Here is a 19214-nt window from a genome sequence, read left to right as displayed (position 1 = left end):
CTGCCTGAGACTGACCTTAACCTTCGTTATGCAGTTCCAGGTTTTCCACTTCGTTCTGACGCGCAATCGCTTTGGCATCGTCGTTACGCAGGGACTGCAGATATTCCAGATACTGCAGGTCAACGTCTTTGGTGACGTAGATGCCGTTGAACACTGAGCATTCGAACTGGGCAATATCCGGGTTCTCTTCACGCACCGCGTCGATCAGATCCTGCAGATCCTGGAAAATCAGCGCATCGGCTTTAATCAGCTGACGAATCTCTTCCACTTCACGGCCGTGCGCAATCAGCTCGGTAGCGCTCGGCATATCGATGCCGTAGACGTTAGGGAAGCGGATTTCCGGTGCCGCCGACGCCAGATAGACGCGCTTCGCGCCCGCTTCACGCGCCATCTCGATAATCTGCTCAGAGGTGGTGCCGCGCACAATCGAGTCATCCACCAGCAGCACGTTTTTATCGCGGAACTCAGCGCGGTTAGCGTTGAGCTTACGGCGCACCGCACTGCGGCGCAGCTGCTGGCCCGGCATAATAAAGGTACGGCCCACGTAGCGGTTTTTCACAAAACCCTGGCGGTACGGCTTATCAAGAATACGGGCGATCTCGAGCGCGGTATCGGTCGAGGTTTCCGGAATCGGGATCACCACGTCAATATCAAGATCCTCCCACTCGCGGGCAATTTTCTCGCCCAGCTTGGTGCCCATGCGCACGCGTGCGCTGTAGACGGAGATCTTGTCGAGGAACGAGTCCGGACGCGCAAAGTAAACGTACTCGAACAGGCACGGATTGCTTTTCGGGTTCTCTGCGCACTGGCGCGTCGAGAGCTGACCCTGCTCGGTGATGTACACCGCTTCGCCTGGCGCAACGTCACGAATAAATTCGAAGCCGAGCGTATCCAGCGCCACGCTCTCTGAGGCCACCATGTATTCAGTGCGGCCATCGGCCAGCTCACGCTTGCCCAGTACCAGCGGACGGATACCGTTAGGATCGCGGAACGCAACCATGCCGTGACCGATAATCATCGCCACCACGGCGTAAGCGCCGCGCACCTGCTGATGCACTGCCGCCACGGCAGCAAAAATGTTGTCAGCTTCCAGCGGATAGTGCTGAAAACGATCCAGCTCCTGAGCAAAGATGTTGAGCAGGATTTCGGAATCTGAGGTGGTATTCACATGACGGCGACCGACTTCGAACAGCTGCTTGCGCAGTTCATGGGCGTTGGTCAGGTTACCGTTGTGAGCCAGCGTGATGCCGTACGGCGAGTTCACGTAGAAGGGCTGCGCTTCAGAGGCGCTGGAGCTGCCGGCAGTCGGATAACGCACGTGGCCGATACCCATATTTCCCTGCAAACGCTGCATGTGGCGCGCTTCAAACACGTCGCTGACCAGGCCATTGGCCTTACGCAGACGGAAGCAGTTCAGCGCATCGATGGTACAAATGCCGGCGGCATCCTGCCCGCGGTGCTGCAGCACCGTTAACGCGTCATAGATCGACTGGTTTACTGGCATAAAACCGGTGATACCAACAATACCGCACATGTTGTCATTTCCTCATTAGCCGCACTCCCGGTGTTACCGGGGTAAAAAACTCGACGTGCTTTTCAGGTAATCGAAAAACCACCTGATGATGTAACTGAACTGGGGAATGAGTTGAGACTGTTGCCAGTCCGGACTTTTTGAAAAGCCGGTGAATGTATCAAGGAAGAAGAGAATGGCGGATACAATCAGCACGCCACGCAACGCCCCGAAACAGACCCCCAACACCCTGTCGGTTCCCGACAAGCCGGTTTTCTCAACCAGCGAGCCGATCACATAGTTCACGATGGCACCCACAATCAGGGTGGCAACGAATAACACCGCGATGGCGATGCCGTTGCGAACCAGTTCGTCGTCAAAACCTGTAAACCAGACTGCAAGGTAGGCGTAGTAATGACTGGCGACAAAAAACGCGCATCCCCAGGTAACAAGAGATAAGGCTTCCCGGACAAACCCGCGAATCAGGCTGACCAGAGCCGAAAAACCAACTACCGCAATAATGACGTAATCAATCCAGATCATGAACGCTTCCAGTACAGTGCATTTGCACCCCTGCATCCAGTTCGGGGCGCATTCTAACAGAAAAAGAAAACGTTTGCGTAGGGTTTTCCGGTTCTGTCCCGAGAAAAAGGGCGATGAAAAAAACTTTCCTCGCCCTTATTGATGTCAGCCATTTAACCTGCTGATATTCCATAAATTTTAAGAAACGCTTCGCTAAAAAATACGCCAAAAGCCGCGCCTGTTTCTGCTATCGGCGCGGCTTATCAGTTGATCAGCGTGTGCTGTACGGCTTCACAACACCGCCGAGGCCGGAGATGCCTTTCAGCTCGCCGAGTGCGCCCTGCAGTTTCGCTTTGGACGCATCCGGCCCGACGTAAATGCGGGTGATCTGCCCCTGCACCGGCGTCGACGGCACGGTAAAGGCACGATAGCCGGAGAGCCGCAGCTGCGCCACGATCTCATTCACTTTGGCGGCGTTCTTCAGCGCGCCGAGCTGCACCACATACGCCTGTCCTGCTGGCGCGGCCGGCTCGCTCTGCTTCGGCGTTTCCGCCGCTTTAGGCTGCTCTGAAGTTTTTGGCTGTTCTGTCGCTTTCGGTTGTTCTGCCGGCTTCGGTTTCGGCTGCTCCACCGGTTTAGGCTTCGGCTGCTCGACCGGCTTCGGCTTCACCTGCTCTGCCGGTTTCTGCTGCTGGTGCACCGGCGGCGGCGTCACGACGCTGGGCTGGCTGTTTTGCGCTGGCTGCGTGCTGCCGCTGGCGGCACTGTTTTGCGTTGCGCTGCTGGCGGGCGCCTGCTGCGCCGCGCTCGCACCTTCTGGCGGCTGCGACGGCAGCGGCTGCGTCACCGGCGGCACCATTTCGCTGTCCTGCTGATCGTCAGGCTTTGGCACCAGCGGAATCGCCGCGAACTCCTCTTTATAATGCTTTTTCTTACCGTCCAGCAGACCCGGTAACACGATGACGCCAATCGCCACCAGAATCACCGTACCCACTAAACGATTCTGAAACTTACTTGCCACTGCCGTTCTCCGCTGCCATCGATTGCATCACCTGCGCTACGGTGTGGAACGAGCCGCACACCAGAATCACATCGTCGGGCTGAGCCTGCTGCCGCGCCGCCTGCCACGCGGCTTCAACGCTCTGCCAGGCGCTGCCGCCCTGCAGATGCGCCATCAGCTCATCAGCGGACGCCCCGCGCGGGCCGTCGAGCGGCGCGCAGTACCAGCGGTTGACCTGCGGTGCCAGCGCGGCCAGCGTCCCGGCGATATCCTTGTCGTGCAGCATGCCAACCACCGCATGCACTGTGCCGTGTGCCGGCAGCTCAGCGAGACGTGAAGCCAGATAATAAGCCGCATGCGGATTGTGTGCCACATCAAGGATCACGCGCGGCGCGGTGCTGACCGTCTGGAAACGTCCCGGCAGAATCGCCAGCGGCAGATGCTGACGAATCAGCGCCTCGCTCACCGTCAGGCCGGAAGCGCGCAGCGCCGCAATGGCGGTGGCCGCGTTAGGGAGCGGCACCTGGGGCAGCGGCAGATCGCGCAGTTCACCCCGGGCATCCTGCAGCGTCCAGCTGTCGCCCTCGCGCTGCCACTGCCAGTCGCGGTTAATTTGTAACAGCTGCGCACCCTTCTCCGCGGCCACCTGGGCAATGGTGTCAGGCATATCGGCCTCGCCGACCACCGCCGGTTTACCGCCGCGGAATACGCCAGCCTTCTCGCGGCCGATGCTGGCGCGATCCGGCCCCAGCCAGTCGGTGTGGTCCAGCGCAATACTGGTGATCACCGCCACGTCGGCGTCGACAATGTTTGTCGCATCCAGCCGGCCGCCCAGCCCCACTTCCAGAATCACGACATCCAGCTGCGCTTCACGGAACAGATTGAGCGCGGACAGCGTGCCAAACTCAAAGTAGGTGAGCGAAATATCGCCGCGTCCGGCCTCGATGGCGGCAAAGCTGGCGCTGTGCCGGGCTTCATCCAGCTCAGCGCCCTGCACGCGCACGCGTTCGGTGTAACGCACCAGATGCGGCGAGCTGTAGACGCCAACGCGATAGCCTGCGGCCATCAGCAGGGTTTCCAGCGTACGGCAGGTGGTGCCTTTGCCGTTGGTGCCGGCGACGGTGAAGACAAACGGAGCGGGTTTTAGCAGGTCGAGGCGTGCGGCGACGCGCTGAATACGGTCCAGGCCCAGATCGATAGCCTGAGAATGCAGATGCTCAAGATAATGAAGCCACGTGGCCAGAGGCGACGTGGCTTGCGGGAGGTGAAGAGTGTCCATGTGCCCTGTTAGCTCTTTACGATGTGGTGCATGAATAAAAAGGCGCATCACTCTGCGCCTTTCGGTTGCCTGTCAGGCTTCGTTGCTCTCCGGCTCAGCCGCAGTCGGGCGATCACCATCCTGCAGCGGTGCCGGCAGGTTCATCATTTTCGCCAGCAGGCTGGCCAGCTTAAAGCGCATTTCCGGACGACGGATGATCATGTCGATCGCGCCTTTTTCGATCAGGAACTCACTGCGCTGGAAGCCCGGCGGCAGCTTTTCACGTACCGTCTGTTCAATTACGCGTGGGCCGGCAAAGCCGATCAGCGCTTTTGGCTCTGCGACGTTCAAATCGCCCAGCATCGCGAAGCTGGCGGAGACGCCACCCATGGTCGGGTCAGTCAGTACCGAAATATACGGCAGACCGCGCTCCTGCATTTTTGCCAGCGCCGCACTGGTTTTCGCCATCTGCATCAGCGACTGCAGCGCTTCCTGCATACGCGCACCACCAGAGGCGGAGAAGCAGATCAGCGGGCAGTTGTCTTCAAGCGCCTGCTCAACCGCACGCACGAAACGGGCGCCAACCACCGAGCCCATTGAGCCGCCCATAAAGGAGAACTCAAATGCGGCGGCCACTACCGGCATACCGTGCAGCTGGCCTTTCATTACCACCAGCGCATCTTTCTCGCCGGTCTCTTTCTGTGCCGCAACCAGACGATCTTTGTACTTCTTCGAGTCGCGGAACTTGAGCAGGTCTTTCGGTTCCAGCTCGCTACCCAGCTCTGTCATCGAACCTTCATCCATCAGGCTATGCAGACGCTCGCGCGCGTGCATACGCATGTGGTGGTCGCACTTCGGGCAGACTTCAAGGTTGCGCTCCAGCTCGGCGCGGTACAGCACCTGACCACAGCTATCGCATTTGGTCCACACCCCTTCCGGGATGCTGGCTTTGCGCGAAGGCGTGGTAGTGCTTTTATTCAGTATGCGTTCAATCCAGCTCATTGATGACCTTTCTGTTTAATGCTGACCTGGTCCAGTCTTGTCGTTACTGCTGAAATCACCTTCAGCAGGCCGTAAATGTCGCTCATTAAACCACAACCCGTTCACGCTGTGGATAAAAATCTGGTAACAGGCTTACTGCGACTTGTGCTGACGCGCCTGGCGGCGGTGACGCCACACTTCAATCACGCCTGGCAGTACCGAGACAATGATGATGCCGACAATCAGCAACTTAAGGTTTTCCTGCACCACCGGCAGGTCACCAAACAGGTAACCGGCATAGGAGAATAGCAGGACCCACAGCAGCGCGCCTGTCACGTTAAAGAGCGCGAAGTGGCGATAAGACATGTGTCCCATTCCCGCCACAAAGGGGGCAAAGGTTCGCACGATTGGCACAAAGCGCGCAAGTATAATGGTTTTGCCGCCGTGGCGATCGTAAAACGCGTGGGTTTTGTCGAGGTAGCTGCGGCGGAAAATTTTCGAGTTCGGGTTACTGAACAGCTTCTCGCCAAACAGCCGGCCAATGGTGTAGTTAACCGCGTCGCCGAGGATCGCGGCAATCACCAGCAGCGTCACCATCAGGTGCACGTTGAGGTCGTTGCCCGGCAGCGCCGCCAGCGCACCGGCGACGAACAGCAGCGAATCACCCGGCAGGAACGGCGTAACCACCAGCCCGGTTTCACAGAACAGAATCAGGAACAAAATGGCGTAAATCCAGATGCCGTACTGCGCCACCAGCTCGGCCAGATGCACGTCAATGTGCAGAATGAAATCGACGATAAAGTGGATAAACTCCATAACAGCTAACTCCCTGACACTTTCCGATTAAAATGAATCCGCGAGGAACAACGGTCCCAGCGCAGGCTGAGGTAACGCAAACTGAGCAGGGTAATCCACCGCCACCAGATACAGCCCTTCGGCTTTCGCCGTTGCCGCCGCCAGCGTGCGATCTTTTGCCGCCAGCAGCGTGGCCATCCACGTTTCCGGCTGATTGCCGCAGCCAATCTCCAGCAGACTGCCGACGATATTGCGCACCATGTGATGCACGAAGGCGTTGGCTTTGATATCCACAATCACGTACGGCCCCAGGCGCGTGACGTTGAGATGCATCACGTTGCGCCACGGCGTGCGCGACTGGCACTGCACCGCACGGAACGAGGTAAAATCGTTCTCACCCAGTAAAGCCTGAGCGGCGCGGTGCATCTTTTCCGCATCCAGCGGATGGTAAAAATGGGTAATGCCGTTGCCGAGAATCGCCGGGCGCAACCGCTGGTTGTAGATCACGTAGCGATAACGGCGCGCGGTGGCGCTGAAGCGCGCATGAAAGCTTTCCGGCACCGCTTTCACCCAGCGCACCGCAATATCGTCCGGCAGGTTGGCGTTCACGCCCAGCGTCCAGGCGCTGTCGGCACGCGAGGAGGTGGTCTCAAAATGCACCACCTGGCCGGTGCCGTGCACGCCCGCGTCGGTGCGTCCGGCGCAGAACACGCTCACCGGGTGATTGGCCACTTTCGCCAGCGCTTTTTCCAGCTTTTCCTGCACGCTGCGCACTTCATTCTGGCGCTGCCAGCCGTAGTAACGGCTGCCGTCATATTCAATGCCGAGCGCCAGCTTAAACGGGGTCGCGTCTTCCAGCATTAATACAGATACTCCTGCACCAGCTTCTCTGCGGTTTTCACCGCCATCAGCGCGCCGCCGAAGCGGATGTTGTCGGCCACCGACCAGAACTGCAGCAGCTCCGGGATGCCGTAGTCGTTGCGCACGCTGCCAATGCTCAGGGCTTCACTGCCGGAGGCGTCGCTGACCGGCGTCGGGTAATCACCGTCGTCGCTCAGGCTGATATCGTCGGCGCGCGCCAGTTCGTCACGCGCTTCCTCCGCCGACAGCGGCCGCAGGTTCTCGATATAGACGATCTGCGCGTTGCCGTAGAACACCGGCGCCTGCACGCTGCTCACCGCAATCGGTAATCCTTCGTCCTGCAGCACTTTCCGTACCTGATCGACCAGCCGGCGCTCGCTCGCCACGCTGCCGGCACTGTCCGCCTGCTGCGGCAGCAGGTTGAACGCCAGCTGGCGGCCAAAATAGTGCTCATCGGCCGGTACGCCGTTCAGCAGCCGCGCGCTCTCACCGGCCAGGCCGTCTACTGCTGCTTTACCGTGGCTGGAGACCGACACCAGGTTGGTCACCTGCAGACGGCCTAAACCGGCGGTATCCACCAGCGGTTTGATGGCGCTTAACAGCTGGCTCACCAGCGCATCGGCCACGGTAATGATGTTGCGATTACGGTAATCCGCCAGCACCTGTGGATTGACATCCGGCACCACCAGCGGCACGTCCGGCTCCAGCGCGAACAGGTCGCTGCTGTCGATTACCAGGCAACCCTGGCTGGCGGCTTCTTCGGCATAACGCGCCGACGCCTCGCGACCGGCGGTAAAGAACGCCAGCTGCGCCTGCGACCAGTCAAATTCCGCCGCGTCCTGCACGCGCAGCGAGCGGCCATCAAAACGCACGCTCTCTCCGGCGCTGTTTTCACTCGCCAGCAGATATAACTCACCAACCGGGAACTGGCGTTCCGCCAGCAGTTCCAGTACAGCGTTCCCTACTGCGCCTGTCGCGCCCAGTAGCGCAATATTCCAGCCGTCAGACATGTTGGTTTACTCCAGACAATGACATAAAAAAGAGAGGCGATGACATGCATCGCCCATTAATTCAGAAAAATCAGAGATTAGTGATTCGCCCGCAGCGTGGCGCTGAAGCCAAGCTGATTGAGCAGCGCCGCGCTCTCCGCCTCATCACAGATCACCTGCAGCGAAGACCACTCACGGCGCTCGACATACTGCTTGCGCAGGCGATCAAATTCGCCCGGCTGCGCGGCCACTTTGCGCAGCGGCGCATCGTCGCGGCGCACATCATACACCAGATGTACCAGGCGTTTCAGCGTCGGCTGATCGAGCTTGCCGTGCAGCGTAAGGGTGCCAAACTCGGGGCGCGGCAGCAGCGTGTCCAGCGCCACCTGCTGCGGCTGACCAATAAATTCGCTCCACGCCTCAAACACCTGAGTGGTGCCGCGCGCTTTCCCTTCAAGGGTATAACCGGCGATATGCGCGGTGGCGATATCGACCTTGTCCAGCAGATCGAGGTTGAGATCCGGCTCCGGTTCCCACACGTCCAGCACCACGCTGAGATCGTTACGCAGCCGCAGCACCTCCAGCAGCGCGGCGTTATCCACCACCGGACCCCGGCAGGCATTGATCAGAATGGTGTTGGGGCGTAGCGCCATCAGCAGCGCGGCATCGGCCAGATGCCAGCTTTTATAGCGCCCATCTTTAAACAGCGGCGTGTGAAAGGTCAGGATATCGGCCTGTGCCACCAGCGCGTCGAGCGGGTGGAAATCTTCGTCATCGCCGCGATCGGCGCGCGGCGGATCGCACAGCAGGGTTTTTACTCCCCACGCGGCGAGGCGTTTAGCCAGCCGTCCGCCCACGTTACCGACGCCGACGATGCCCACGGTGCGATCGCGCAGATCAAAGCCGTCGCGTTCGGCCAGCAGCAGCAGCGCCGAGAACACATACTCCACCACCGCAATCGCGTTACAGCCCGGCGCGGCCGAGAAGCCGATCCCGGCCGCCGTCAGCGAGGCATCATCGATATGATCGGTGCCGGCAGTGGCGGTGCCGACAAACTTCACCGGCGTGCCGGCCAGCAGTGCGGCATCCACTTTGGTGACGGAGCGCACCATCAGCGCGCTGGCATCCTGCAGTTCGGCTGCCGGCAGCGGGCGGCCCGGCACCGCCACCACCTCTCCGGTGCGGCTGAACAGTTCACGGGCGTAGGGCATATTTTCATCGACGAGAATTTTCACGGCGGCGGTCCTGTCTGCTTGAAATAAACGGGGCATATCATGGCACAAAGCCGGGGATTAACCTAACCGACTGCGATAGCGATCCGGCGTGGTGCCGGCCTGCTGCTGAAACATCACGATCAGCGCGGAGGCGGAACTGTAACCCAGCTCGTGGGCGATGCCCTGCACGCTGCAGCCCTGCTCCAGCAGCGCAATCGCGCGCAAAAAGCGTAAACGCTGGCGCCACTCGCTGAATGACATCTGCAGCTGCTGCTGACAGCGCCGCGCCAGCGTACGCTCAGTGGTAAACACGCGCTTCGCCCATTGTGCCAGCGTGGTGTTATCACCCGGGTTCTCTTCCAGCGCGCGCAGAATCGGTGCGAGGAATTTATCGTCGGACATCGGCAGATAGCTGGTGTTCACCGGTGCAAGACGCAGCCGATCAATCAGCACTTCGCACAGCCGCCAGTCGGCGTCGCTTTGCGGCTGCTCCAGCGCGCGGCGGGCAAAATCATTCATGATGGCGTGCACGATGGCGTCCACGCTCAGCAGGCAGGCTTTCTCCGGCATGCCGGCGCATAAATCAGCGGCAAGGTTGAAGGTGCGAAACTGCGCCTGACAGTGGTTGTAGCTGCTGTGGCGCTGGCCCGGCGGGATCCAGATCGGCATTTCGGCCGGCGTCAGCAGCCGCTCGCCCTCCACTTCCATCTCCAGCACGTGGCTGGTGACGAATATCGCCTGGCCCCAGTCGTGCTGGTGCGGCAGGTATTCGGTTTTGGCGTTGGTTTGCTCATAGCGCATGAAAAAACGCAGCAGCGGCGCGTCGCGCGGTGGCTGATACTCAACCTGAAGATTCATTCTGTCCGGTCACTAACGAATTTTGTCCGATTTTAACTATCTGCTTTAAACCGGTCAAACGTAAGCTAGTCGCGATTTACATTTGGAGCCGTACTATGAACTTATTGTTACCGCTGGTGGCGGTGCTGATCTGGTCGATCAACACCATCGTCAGCAAGCTGTCTGCCGGCAGCATCGATCCTGCTGCCATCTCTTTTTACCGCTGGTTGCTGGCGCTGCTGGTACTCACGCCGTTCTGCCTGCCGGGCGTATGGCGCCATCGTCATACCATCAAAACCCAGCTGTGGCGCTTACTGGTGCTGGGCCTGCTCGGCATGGTGCTGTATCAGAGTCTCGCCTATTATGCGGCACACAGCGTTTCGGCGGTGATGATGGGGATTCTCGGCGCCACCATTCCGCTGCTGACCATCCTGCTCAGCCTGGTGGTACTGCGCCTTGCGCCGACGCGCGGCATTCTGATTGGCGGCCTGCTGTCGTTTGCCGGGCTGGTGTGGCTGGTGAGCGCCGGCAACCCGGCGCAGCTGCTGAGTCAGCGCCTCGGCAACGGCGAGCTGATGATGCTGGCAGCCTCAACCTCCTACGCGCTGTACGGCGTACTGACGAAGCGCTGGGCAATCCCGCTGCCGACATGGCAAAGCCTGTACGTGCAAATCTTCTTCGGCGTGCTGTTGCTGCTGCCTGGCTTCTGGCACGCGCCGGAGGTGGCGCTGAACGCCGACAATATTCCGCTGGTGCTGTTCGCCGGGCTGTTTGCCTCGATTGTGGCGCCGTTCCTGTGGATCCTTGGCGTGCAGCGCCTCGGCGCCAGCACCACCAGTATTTTCATGAACGTGGTGCCGGTGTTTACCGCCCTCATTGCCGTGCTGTTCCTGCACGAACAGTTGCATGCTTACCACTGGATTGGCGGCGGTCTGACGCTGGTCGGGGTGATCCTGGCGCAGCGGCTGAAAACCCCGCTGCGTAAAACGCGCGCGATAACTCCGCCGATCAGCGAAAGCTAACCGTCACCCGCAGGCCGCCCAGCTGCGGGCTGCGGTCCAGCTGCAGCTGCGCGCCGTGCCAGGCGCAGATATCCTGCACCAACGCCAGTCCAATGCCCGCGCCGGGCTGGCTGGCGTGATCGAGCCGGCCAAACGGCTGCAGCGCCTGCCGCTGCTGATCCGCCGCGATGCCCGGCCCGCTGTCTTCAATCTCCAGCACCTTTTGCCGCAGCCGCGCAGTCACCGTGCCGCCGTGTGGCGTGTATTTGATGGCGTTGTCCAGCAGATTGGCGCACAGCTCGGCCAGCAACAGCGCATCGCCCTGCACCTGGCTCGCCTTCTGCTCTTCAAAGCCCAGGTCGATCTGTTTACGCCGCGCCGCCGCATAACCGCTAAAACAGGCCTGCTGCACGATGTCGCTCAGGTTGACCTCACTGAAAGGCTTGTCTTCGCCGTGGCGCGCCTTGATTTGCGCCAGCTGCAGCAGGCGATCGGTGAGCTGAACGGTATCGTCCAGCGTGTGGCGCATGCCCTGCAGGCTTTCGCGCCACTGCTGCGGGTCGTCGCTGCTGAGCGCGACGCCGACCTGGGTTTTCAGAATGGTGAGCGGCGTGCGCAGCTGGTGCGACACATCGGCGCTAAAGCGCTCCTGCCGTGCCAGCAGTCCGCGCAGCCGCTCCAGATGGCGGTTGAAGGCGATGATCAGCGGCTGCAGTTCTGACCACGGCAGCAGCGACGGCAGCGGTGTCAGTTCGCCCGGCGCGCGGCGCAGCATCATGCGTGACAGCCGGCGCAGCGGGCGCAGCACTTTACGCAGCAGCAGCCCGGCCAGCAGCAGCGTAATCAGCACCAGAAAACTCTGGCTGATCAGCGCGGTGCGCAGCAGACTGTCGGCAAAGGCGTGACGCGAATTGAGCGTTTCCGCCACCAGTACCAGCGCCATGCCCTGCACCCCTTCCTCGTTCACCGGCTGCCACAGCGCGGCCACGCGAATCGGCTGCTTGCGGTAGTGCGCATCGTAGAAATGCACCAGCGCCGGATAGACATCGGACAGCGGCGCGTTGCCCGGCACCAGCGGTAAATCCGGGTAGCCGGACAGCGTGCGACCTTCGGGCGAAATCACCTGATAGAACAGCTGATCGTTCATGTTGCGCTCAAAGCTGTCCAGCACCACCCAGGGCACATCCACCTCCAGGCGTTGATGACGCACCACCAGCCGCTCGGCCACGGTGCGCGCCGAGGCCAGCAGCGAGCGATCGTAAGCCTGATTCGCCGCCTGCAGCGCGCTCTGATAATGGGTGTAGACCGACAATCCCCACAGCAGCAGCAGCGGCGCGCCCAGCCACGCCAGCAGTTCACCGCGCAGCGAGTGGATCAGTCGCACGGCTGGCACTCCAGGCTGTAGCCGAGGCCGCGCAGTGTGACGATCGCCACGTCGCTGCCCGCCAGCTTTTTACGCACCCGATGCACATACAGCTCAATGCTCTCCGGGCTGGCCTCATCCGCCAGCGTGAACGTTTGCTCGTACAGATGCTGGCGCGACACCGGCCTTCCCGGGCGCTGCATCAGCGTCGACAGCACGCTGGCCTCGCGCGGCGTCAGCGGCAGCGGCTTGTGATTCAGCAGGAAATAGCCTTCCGCATCGCGCTCCAGCTGGCCGAGGCTTTGCGTCTGCGTGGCCTGCCCCTGACTGCGGCGCAGCAGCGCGCGCAGTCGCGCGTCCAGCTCGTCCAGCTCAAACGGCTTGGTGAGGTAATCATCGGCGCCCGCATTCAGCCCCTGCACGCGCTGTTGCAGCGCGCTCTGTGCGGTGAGCAGCAGCACCGGCACGCGTTGCCCGCGCTTGCGCAGGCGCGCCAGCACCGCCAGGCCATCGAGCCGCGGCAGCGACACATCCAGCACCACCAGCGCATAGTCTTCGCTTTGCAGCACATGATCCGCCGCCACGCCGTCGGCCACCCAGTCCACGGCGAAGCCTTTTTGCGTCAGCGCTTTCTGCAGCCAGTTGGCCAGCTCGACGGTATCTTCCACCAGTAAGAGACGCATATCACATCCTGTTAGTTTTGCCGATGGCTGAAAGGTAAATGAAAGGTTGCTGTTTTAACAATTCAGCAACCCCGAATGTTCGGTGGCAATCACACTCTGGAAGAAACAATGGAGCGACAGATGAAAAAAACAATGCGCACCGCCTTCGCCATGACCCTGCTGGCTTTTTCTCTTTCTGCAGCACAGGCTGCGGCACCCGAGCGGACCGAATGTATCGCCCCGGCCAAACCCGGCGGCGGTTTTGATCTGACCTGTAAACTGATCCAGGTTTCGCTGCAGGAAACCGGGCAGATAACCACGCCGATGCGCGTCACCTACATGCCGGGCGGCGTCGGTGCCGTGGCATATAACGCCATCATTGCGCAGCGGCCCGCCGAAGCAGGCACGCTGGTGGCCTTCTCCGGCGGGTCGCTGCTGAACCTGTCACAGGGCAAGTTTGGTCGTTACTCAGTGGATGACGTGAAGTGGCTGGCGGCCATTGGCACGGACTACGGCATGGTCGCCGTGCGCGCTGACGCGCCGTGGAAAACGCTGGGCGAACTGCTGGAGGCGATGAAACAGGATCCGACTAAAGTGGTGGTCGGCGCTGGTGCCTCCATCGGCAGCCAGGACTGGATGAAAACCGCGCTGCTGGCGCGGGAAGCCGGTATCGATCCGCGCAAAATGCGCTATGTGGCGTTTGAAGGCGGCGGCGAACCGGTTACCGCGCTGCTCGGCAACCACATCCAGGTGGTATCAGGCGACATGAGTGAAATGGTGCCGCACCTGCAGGGTGGCAAGATGCGCGTGCTGGCGGTAATGAGCGATAAACGTCTGCCGGGCGAACTGGCTGACATCCCGACCGCCAAAGAGCAGGGCTTCAACGTCGAGTGGCCGATCATTCGCGGCTATTACCTCGGCCCCAAAGTCAGCGATGCCGATTATCAGTGGTGGGAACAGACGTTTAAAAAACTGGTGACCACCAAAGAGTTTCAGCAGCAGCGCGATCTGCGCGGCCTGTTTGAGTTCAACCTGTTTGGTAGCGAGCTGGACGCCTACGTCAAGAAACAGGTGGCAGATTACCGTGAACAGGCGAAATCGTTCGGCCTGGCGAAATAACGGAGGCACAGATGAGCGATCGTATCTTTGCGGCGGTGTGGCTGGTGCTCTGCATCGTCGGCATGGTTATCGCCTGGCAGATTCAAAGCGAGTACAGCTACGAGCCGGTTGGCCCGCGCCCTTTCCCGCTGCTGCTGCTCGGCCTGATGGCGATCTGCGCGGTGATGATGCTGCTGCGCAAGCCGGACGCCGTACAGTGGCCGGTGGCGGCAACGCTGAAAAAGCTGCTGGCGCTGTGCGTGATGCTGATGGTGTACGGCTGGCTGTTTGAGAAGCTGGGTTTTGCCCTGTGTACCACGCTGCTGACCTTCGGCATCGGCATGCTGTTTGGCGCACGCTGGTGGGCAGCCGTCCTCTCCGGTGTGGTAATGGGTGTGGCGCTGTTTTACGCCTTCGATCGTCTGCTGGACGTTACGCTGCCGGTCGGCAGCTGGTTCAGTTAACAGGAGTCAATTATGGATACCTGGTCTTTTCTGATGCAGGGTTTCGCCGTCGCCATGACGCCGGAAAACCTGATGATCGCCCTGATTGGCTGCTTTATCGGCACCATCGTCGGCCTGCTGCCGGGGCTTGGGCCGATTAACGGCGTCGCGATCCTGATGCCGCTGGCGTTTGCGCTGCACTTACCGGCGGAATCCGCGCTGATCCTGCTGGCAACGGTGTACATCGGCTGCGAATATGGCGGGCGCATCTCGTCGATTCTGCTCAACGTGCCGGGGGATGCCGGCGCGATCATGACCGCGCTGGATGGCTATCCGATGGCGCAGCAGGGCAAAGCCGGCGTGGCGCTGTCGATCTCGGCGGTCAGCTCATTTATCGGCTCAACCATCGCCATCATCGGCATCATTCTGTTTGCGCCAATCCTCGCCAACTGGTCGCTGGCGTTTGGTCCGGCAGAGTACTTCGCGCTGATGGTGTTCGCGATTGCCTGTCTCGGCAGCATGATGAGCCACAATCCGCTGAAGTCGTTCCTCGCTGCGCTGATTGGCCTCGGCATGGCGACGGTGGGCGTTGATGCCAACACCGGCGTCTATCGCTTTACCTTCGACAGCGTGCATCTCTCGGACGGCATTCAGTTTGTGGTGGTGGTCATCGGCCTGTTCTCGGTGAGCGAAATTCTGCTGATGCTGGAGTCCACCAGCAGCGGCCAGAAAATGGTGCGCGCCAGCGGCCGCATGCTGTTCAACATGAAAGAAGCGGCGCAGGCTACCGGCGCAACGCTGCGCGCCTCGTTCATTGGCTTCTTTGTCGGCGTGCTGCCGGGTGCCGGCGCCACCATCGCCAGCGCCATTGCCTATATGAGTGAGAAGAAAATCAGCGGCAGCGATCAGTTTGGCAAGGGCGACATTCGCGGCGTGGCAGCGCCGGAGGCCGCGAACAACGCCTCAGCCTGCGGATCGTTTATCCCGATGCTGACGCTGGGCATTCCCGGCTCCGGCACCACGGCGGTGATGGTCGGCGCGCTGACGCTGTATAACATCACGCCCGGTCCGGCGATGTTTACCGAACAGCCGGACATCGTCTGGGGCCTGATCGCCGCGCTGCTGATCGGTAACGTGATGCTGCTGATCATGAACATCCCGATGATCAACATCTTTGCGCGCATGCTGACCATTCCGCTGTGGTTCCTGGTACCGGCAATTGCCGCGATTTCGGCGGTGGGCGTGTATGCGGTGCACAGCACTACGTTTGACCTGCTGCTGATGGTCGGGCTGGGCATTTTCGGCTATATCCTGCGTAAGATGGATTTCCCGATGTCGCCGCTGATTCTCGGCTTTGTGCTGGGCGAAATGCTGGAGCAGAACCTGCGCCGCGCGCTGTCAATCAGCAACGGCAACCTGCCGATTCTGTGGGAAAGCCTGATCTGTAAAGTGCTGCTGGTGCTGGCTGTCGCCGTGCTGGTGGTGCCGCCGCTGTGGAAGCGCTGGCGTCGCAAGCGCATGAAGCTGGCCGCCGCAGAATAAATCCGTGTCTTATTGTTTTTCTCCCTGCCGCCCCCGTGGATTTCCCGGGGGCTTTTGCTATCATGTGCCATCGTTTTTCCGGCGCACCCGGATCTGACTCGTTTTTCAAGGATTCCGCCATGCAACCTCTCAGCGGTCCCGGTGTGCCCGCGGGCGATCGTTCATCTGTTAACCCGGCTAACGGCGCAGGCCGCCCCGGCGCTGCGGCAGGTGAACAGCCGCTCTCCCCGGCCCAGCGCACCACGCTGGAACGCCTGATCGTCCGTATCATGTCACTCAGCACGCTGAAAGCGCCCGAACTGTGGGCTGGCATCCGTCATGAAGTGGGCGTAAAAAATGACGCCGAGCTGCAGTCGCGCCACTTCCCGGCGGCGGAGCAGCATCTCAACAGCCGTCTGACCCAGGTGCAGAACAGCCACGCCACGCGTCAGCTGTTGCAGCAGCTGCTGGAAAAACTGCCGCAGGGCAACAATCGCCAGGCGGTGAGCGACTTTATCCGCCAGCAATTTAACCAGACGGTGTTAAGCGCGCTGAGCCAGGATCAGCTGCGTCAGGTGCTGACCATGCTGCAGAACGGCCAGATGGCCATCCCGCAGCCGCAGCAGACGCGCACCACCGATCGCACCCTGTTACCGGCCGAACAGCAGGCGCTTAACCAGCAGGTCACGCGTCTTGCCGCCGCGACCGGGGAATCGCCGGTAAAAGTGCTGGCCGACACGCTGAAACTGGTCAATCTGAAGAGCGGCGACCCGGTTCCGTCGCGCCACTTCCCGCTGCTGACGCAGTTTTTACAGGTGCGCCAGACGCTGAGCCAGCACAGCGCGCCGACGCTGCAGCTGCTGGAAAGCTCGCTCAAACAGCCGCTAAGCCACGACGAGCAGCGTATGCTCGAGGATTACAGCCTGCAGCGCTTCCAGGCCACGCCGCAGACGTTGCTGACGCCGGCGCAGAGTCAGGATCTGCTGATGCTGCTGTTCAGCCGCCGCGCCGAGCGCAACAGCGAAACGCCGCTGGCCGACAGCGAGTTGCGTCCGCAGCCGATCTGGGCACCGTTTGTTGAAATTCTGCCGCGTCCACTGGCACAGCGCCCGGCGCTGACGCTGGTGCTCGGCCTGGCGCTGTTCTTCTTTTTGCTCTGGCTGCTGCTGTAGTTAAGCCATCGCACTCAGCAGCCGCACTCCGCCGCGGGTGCCGCGGCGGGCCACTCGCCTGCCGCCGCGCCCCACGCCATCGGGTGGCCGTCGCGCTTCCAGAAATCCAGTCCGCCAATCAGCTCTTTAACCTGAAACCCCAGCTCAGCCAGCTTTAGCGCCGCTTTGGTCGAACCGTTGCAGCCGATGCCGTCGCAGTAAGTCACATAGACGCGGTGACGATCGAGCCGCGCGGTGCTGGCTGCATCCATCTCGCGATGCGGCAACGACAGCGCGCCGCAGATATGTCCGGCCTGATACGCGTCGCGGCTGCGGGCATCAATCACCACAATCTGCGTGACGCCCTGCGCCAAATCCGCCGCCAGATCCCAGGCATCGGTGTAATAGCTGAGTTTGTGCTGCAAATAAGCCACGCTGTGCTGCGGGCTGGCGGGCGGATAAAACAAAACGGCTGACATGGCATTCTCCTGTTGTGATGTCCCTGCAGTGTACGGCAAAGTGGTCTGCATCCTGATACCACTTTGACCGGAACGATAAGACCATTATGCACCACGCCTTTTTGCCGCTGTTTCGCCATCAGACGCAGGGCGGCTTACGTCAGCGGCTGTGCGCTACGCTGCGCCAGGCCATTGTCAGCGGCCATTTGCGCTTCGGGCAGAAGCTGCCTTCGAGCCGCCAGCTGGCTGCCGATCTGGCGCTGTCACGCGTGACGGTTGAAGCCGCTTACAGCCAGCTGGAGAGCGAAGGCTACGTGCAGCGGCACAGCGGACGCGGCACCTTTGTCGCCATCGCCCTGCCGCCACCGGCGGAAAAGGCGACAGCGCAGCGCGCACCGCGCTTTTCGCAGCGCGGCACGCAGGTGCTGGCCACCGGTGGCTGTCAGGATCCCCCTTTTCCCCTTGCCTTTGCCGCCGGATCACCGGATCTGCGCGCGTTTCCGCACCGCCAGTGGCAGCGGCTGAGCCACAGCGTACAGCGCGCGCTGGGCAGTCAGGTGATGGGCTATGGCGATCCGCTCGGTTATACGCCGCTGCGCCAGGCGGTGGCAGATTATCTGGCACTGTCGCGCGGCGTGCGCTGTACGGCTGAGCAGGTCATTATGCTCACCAGTTCACAGCAGGCGCTGCAGCTGCTGGCGCTGATGTTTCTGGATGCAGAGGATGAAGTGTGGCTGGAGGAGCCGGGCTACCGTGGCGCACGGAACGCCTTTCTCGCCGCCGGTGCCCGCTGCCGTGCCATGCCGCTGGACGATCAGGGCGCGCAGCCACTCAGCGGCCGGGCGCAACTGGTGTATCTGACGCCCGGCCACCAGTATCCGACCGGCACACCGATGAGCCTCGCGCGGCGGCTGCAGTGGCTGGCGTGGGCACGTCAGCACGACAGTTGGCTGATCGAGGATGACTACGACAGTGAATTTCACTATGACGGTCGCCCGGCGCCGGCGCTGCAGGGCATGGAAGCCGATAGCCGGGTTATCAGCCTGGGGACCTTTTCCAAAACCCTGTTTCCGTCGCTGCGGCTGGCGTGGATGGTGGTGCCCGCAGCGCTGGTGACGGCGCTGGGTCGCGCGCGCAGCGTACTGGACGGCCACAGCGCCCTGCTGCCGCAGGCGATCACCGCCGAATTTATCCAGCAAGGCTATTTCGCCAGCCACCTGCGGCTGATGCGTCAGCTCTATCATAGCCGGCGCGATCGGCTGCTGACACAGATCGAACAGCACCTGCAGCCGTGGCTGCGGCCGCTGCCGGCAACAGGCGGGTTACAATTGACGGTTGAGTTATTACAGGGAGATGAGGCGCGGCTCACGCAGCAGGCGCAGGCCGACGGTCTGCTGCTGCCGCCGCTGTCACCCCTTTACGCCGGCGCATCGCGACAGCAGGGCTGGATACTCGGCTTTGCCGCGTTGACACCCGGCGAAATTGACCGCGCCTGCGCGAAGCTGGTAAGGCTGCTGGCAACCTGAATCCGTCAGCGACAAAAACAACAA

At 61.3% G+C, this 19214-nt stretch carries 19 protein-coding genes; 6 read left to right on the top strand and 13 right to left on the bottom strand.

Annotated elements, in window-relative coordinates; all coding sequences use genetic code 11:
• Positions 1-16 precede the first annotated feature (16 nt).
• From purF to AC6I8P_RS06200, 10 genes are all read right to left on the bottom strand, one after another.
• Positions 17-1534: an amidophosphoribosyltransferase gene (purF, locus tag AC6I8P_RS06245; protein ID WP_021509182.1), complete on the bottom strand. Its 1518-nt coding sequence runs from the start codon at positions 1532-1534 to the stop codon at positions 17-19.
• Positions 1535-1567: 33 nt separating this feature from the next.
• The gene (gene cvpA / locus AC6I8P_RS06240) at positions 1568-2053 is read right to left on the bottom strand and encodes a colicin V production protein (protein WP_021509181.1); all 486 of its coding nucleotides are present in this window, start codon (positions 2051-2053) and stop codon (positions 1568-1570) included.
• A gap of 250 nt (positions 2054-2303) precedes the next feature.
• Positions 2304-3053 carry a cell division protein DedD gene (gene dedD, locus AC6I8P_RS06235; protein WP_021509180.1) on the bottom strand — a complete coding sequence of 250 codons (750 nt, stop codon included), beginning with the start codon at positions 3051-3053 and terminating at the stop codon, positions 2304-2306.
• Positions 3043-4311, bottom strand: coding sequence for a bifunctional tetrahydrofolate synthase/dihydrofolate synthase (gene folC, locus AC6I8P_RS06230; RefSeq protein WP_104093062.1), 1269 nt, complete (start codon positions 4309-4311; stop codon positions 3043-3045). The genes dedD and folC overlap by 11 nt, the downstream gene beginning before the upstream one ends.
• 72 nt (positions 4312-4383) lie before the next feature.
• On the bottom strand, positions 4384-5292 hold the full coding sequence (gene accD / locus AC6I8P_RS06225) for an acetyl-CoA carboxylase, carboxyltransferase subunit beta (RefSeq protein WP_021509178.1): 909 nt from the start codon (positions 5290-5292) through the stop codon (positions 4384-4386).
• A gap of 132 nt (positions 5293-5424) precedes the next feature.
• Entirely contained in the window at positions 5425-6087 is a 663-nt protein-coding gene (locus AC6I8P_RS06220) for a DedA family protein (protein WP_010617492.1), read from the bottom strand.
• 27 nt (positions 6088-6114) lie between these two features.
• Entirely contained in the window at positions 6115-6927 is an 813-nt protein-coding gene (gene truA / locus AC6I8P_RS06215; protein WP_125309518.1) for a tRNA pseudouridine(38-40) synthase TruA, read from the bottom strand.
• A complete protein-coding gene (locus tag AC6I8P_RS06210) occupies positions 6927-7937 on the bottom strand; it encodes an aspartate-semialdehyde dehydrogenase (protein ID WP_058775824.1) in 1011 nt (336 codons plus the stop codon). Before AC6I8P_RS06210 ends, truA begins: the two co-directional genes overlap by 1 nt.
• A 77-nt stretch (positions 7938-8014) precedes the next feature.
• Complete coding sequence (pdxB, locus tag AC6I8P_RS06205; protein ID WP_238561763.1) at positions 8015-9151, bottom strand: 4-phosphoerythronate dehydrogenase PdxB; 1137 nt, start codon at positions 9149-9151, stop codon at positions 8015-8017.
• Positions 9152-9208: 57 nt separating this feature from the next.
• Complete coding sequence (locus AC6I8P_RS06200) at positions 9209-9988, bottom strand: AraC family transcriptional regulator (RefSeq protein ID WP_021509174.1); 780 nt, start codon at positions 9986-9988, stop codon at positions 9209-9211.
• Positions 9989-10083: 95 nt separating this feature from the next.
• Between AC6I8P_RS06200 and AC6I8P_RS06195 the strand changes: the two genes are divergently transcribed.
• Entirely contained in the window at positions 10084-10989 is a 906-nt protein-coding gene (locus AC6I8P_RS06195; protein WP_238561762.1) for a DMT family transporter, read from the top strand.
• Here AC6I8P_RS06195 and AC6I8P_RS06190 read toward each other — a convergent pair.
• Both AC6I8P_RS06190 and tctD read right to left on the bottom strand, forming a co-directional pair.
• Entirely contained in the window at positions 10976-12352 is a 1377-nt protein-coding gene (locus tag AC6I8P_RS06190; protein ID WP_238561761.1) for a sensor histidine kinase, read from the bottom strand. The genes AC6I8P_RS06195 and AC6I8P_RS06190 overlap by 14 nt on opposite strands.
• Positions 12343-13014, bottom strand: coding sequence for a transcriptional regulator TctD (tctD, locus tag AC6I8P_RS06185; protein WP_104093057.1), 672 nt, complete (start codon positions 13012-13014; stop codon positions 12343-12345). Before tctD ends, AC6I8P_RS06190 begins: the two co-directional genes overlap by 10 nt.
• Before the next feature lie 132 nt (positions 13015-13146).
• On the opposite strand from tctD, the gene AC6I8P_RS06180 reads away from it, so the two are divergent.
• The 4 genes from AC6I8P_RS06180 to flk all read left to right on the top strand — a co-directional run bounded on the left by AC6I8P_RS06180 (position 13147) and on the right by flk (position 17227).
• The gene (locus AC6I8P_RS06180) at positions 13147-14112 is read left to right on the top strand and encodes a Bug family tripartite tricarboxylate transporter substrate binding protein (RefSeq protein WP_236569509.1); all 966 of its coding nucleotides are present in this window, start codon (positions 13147-13149) and stop codon (positions 14110-14112) included.
• A gap of 11 nt (positions 14113-14123) precedes the next feature.
• The gene (locus tag AC6I8P_RS06175) at positions 14124-14555 is read left to right on the top strand and encodes a tripartite tricarboxylate transporter TctB family protein (RefSeq protein WP_058769887.1); all 432 of its coding nucleotides are present in this window, start codon (positions 14124-14126) and stop codon (positions 14553-14555) included.
• 12 nt (positions 14556-14567) lie between these two features.
• On the top strand, positions 14568-16076 hold the full coding sequence (locus tag AC6I8P_RS06170; RefSeq protein ID WP_058775828.1) for a tripartite tricarboxylate transporter permease: 1509 nt from the start codon (positions 14568-14570) through the stop codon (positions 16074-16076).
• 119 nt (positions 16077-16195) lie between these two features.
• On the top strand, positions 16196-17227 hold the full coding sequence (gene flk, locus AC6I8P_RS06165) for a flagella biosynthesis regulator Flk (RefSeq protein ID WP_059009109.1): 1032 nt from the start codon (positions 16196-16198) through the stop codon (positions 17225-17227).
• Positions 17228-17241: 14 nt separating this feature from the next.
• On the opposite strand, the gene AC6I8P_RS06160 is transcribed toward flk, so the two are convergent.
• Positions 17242-17685, bottom strand: a complete 444-nt coding sequence (locus AC6I8P_RS06160) for a rhodanese-like domain-containing protein (protein WP_058769886.1) — start codon at positions 17683-17685, stop codon at positions 17242-17244.
• Between the two features lie 86 nt (positions 17686-17771).
• Here AC6I8P_RS06160 and pdxR point away from each other — a divergent pair, with 86 nt between their 5' ends.
• Positions 17772-19190, top strand: a complete 1419-nt coding sequence (gene pdxR / locus AC6I8P_RS06155) for a MocR-like pyridoxine biosynthesis transcription factor PdxR (RefSeq protein ID WP_498031062.1) — start codon at positions 17772-17774, stop codon at positions 19188-19190.
• Positions 19191-19214 lie beyond the last annotated feature (24 nt).

Source organism: gamma proteobacterium symbiont of Lampromicra miyakona, assembly GCF_059730895.1.
This window is presented reverse-complemented; position numbering and strand designations above follow the sequence as displayed.

Excerpts from the sequence above, each read along its gene's own strand:
- purF (WP_021509182.1), bottom strand. The coding sequence starts at position 1,534 with ATGTGCGGTATTGTTGGTATCACCGGTTTTATGCCAGTAAACCAGTCG.
- cvpA (WP_021509181.1), bottom strand. The coding sequence starts at position 2,053 with ATGATCTGGATTGATTACGTCATTATTGCGGTAGTTGGTTTTTCGGCT.
- folC (WP_104093062.1), bottom strand. The coding sequence starts at position 4,311 with ATGGACACTCTTCACCTCCCGCAAGCCACGTCGCCTCTGGCCACGTGG.
- accD (WP_021509178.1), bottom strand. The coding sequence starts at position 5,292 with ATGAGCTGGATTGAACGCATACTGAATAAAAGCACTACCACGCCTTCG.
- AC6I8P_RS06220 (WP_010617492.1), bottom strand. The coding sequence starts at position 6,087 with ATGGAGTTTATCCACTTTATCGTCGATTTCATTCTGCACATTGACGTG.
- truA (WP_125309518.1), bottom strand. The coding sequence starts at position 6,927 with ATGCTGGAAGACGCGACCCCGTTTAAGCTGGCGCTCGGCATTGAATAT.
- AC6I8P_RS06210 (WP_058775824.1), bottom strand. The coding sequence starts at position 7,937 with ATGTCTGACGGCTGGAATATTGCGCTACTGGGCGCGACAGGCGCAGTA.
- AC6I8P_RS06200 (WP_021509174.1), bottom strand. The coding sequence starts at position 9,988 with ATGAATCTTCAGGTTGAGTATCAGCCACCGCGCGACGCGCCGCTGCTG.
- AC6I8P_RS06195 (WP_238561762.1), top strand. The coding sequence starts at position 10,084 with ATGAACTTATTGTTACCGCTGGTGGCGGTGCTGATCTGGTCGATCAAC.
- tctD (WP_104093057.1), bottom strand. The coding sequence starts at position 13,014 with ATGCGTCTCTTACTGGTGGAAGATACCGTCGAGCTGGCCAACTGGCTG.
- AC6I8P_RS06180 (WP_236569509.1), top strand. The coding sequence starts at position 13,147 with ATGCGCACCGCCTTCGCCATGACCCTGCTGGCTTTTTCTCTTTCTGCA.
- AC6I8P_RS06175 (WP_058769887.1), top strand. The coding sequence starts at position 14,124 with ATGAGCGATCGTATCTTTGCGGCGGTGTGGCTGGTGCTCTGCATCGTC.
- AC6I8P_RS06170 (WP_058775828.1), top strand. The coding sequence starts at position 14,568 with ATGGATACCTGGTCTTTTCTGATGCAGGGTTTCGCCGTCGCCATGACG.
- flk (WP_059009109.1), top strand. The coding sequence starts at position 16,196 with ATGCAACCTCTCAGCGGTCCCGGTGTGCCCGCGGGCGATCGTTCATCT.
- AC6I8P_RS06160 (WP_058769886.1), bottom strand. The coding sequence starts at position 17,685 with ATGTCAGCCGTTTTGTTTTATCCGCCCGCCAGCCCGCAGCACAGCGTG.
- pdxR (WP_498031062.1), top strand. The coding sequence starts at position 17,772 with ATGCACCACGCCTTTTTGCCGCTGTTTCGCCATCAGACGCAGGGCGGC.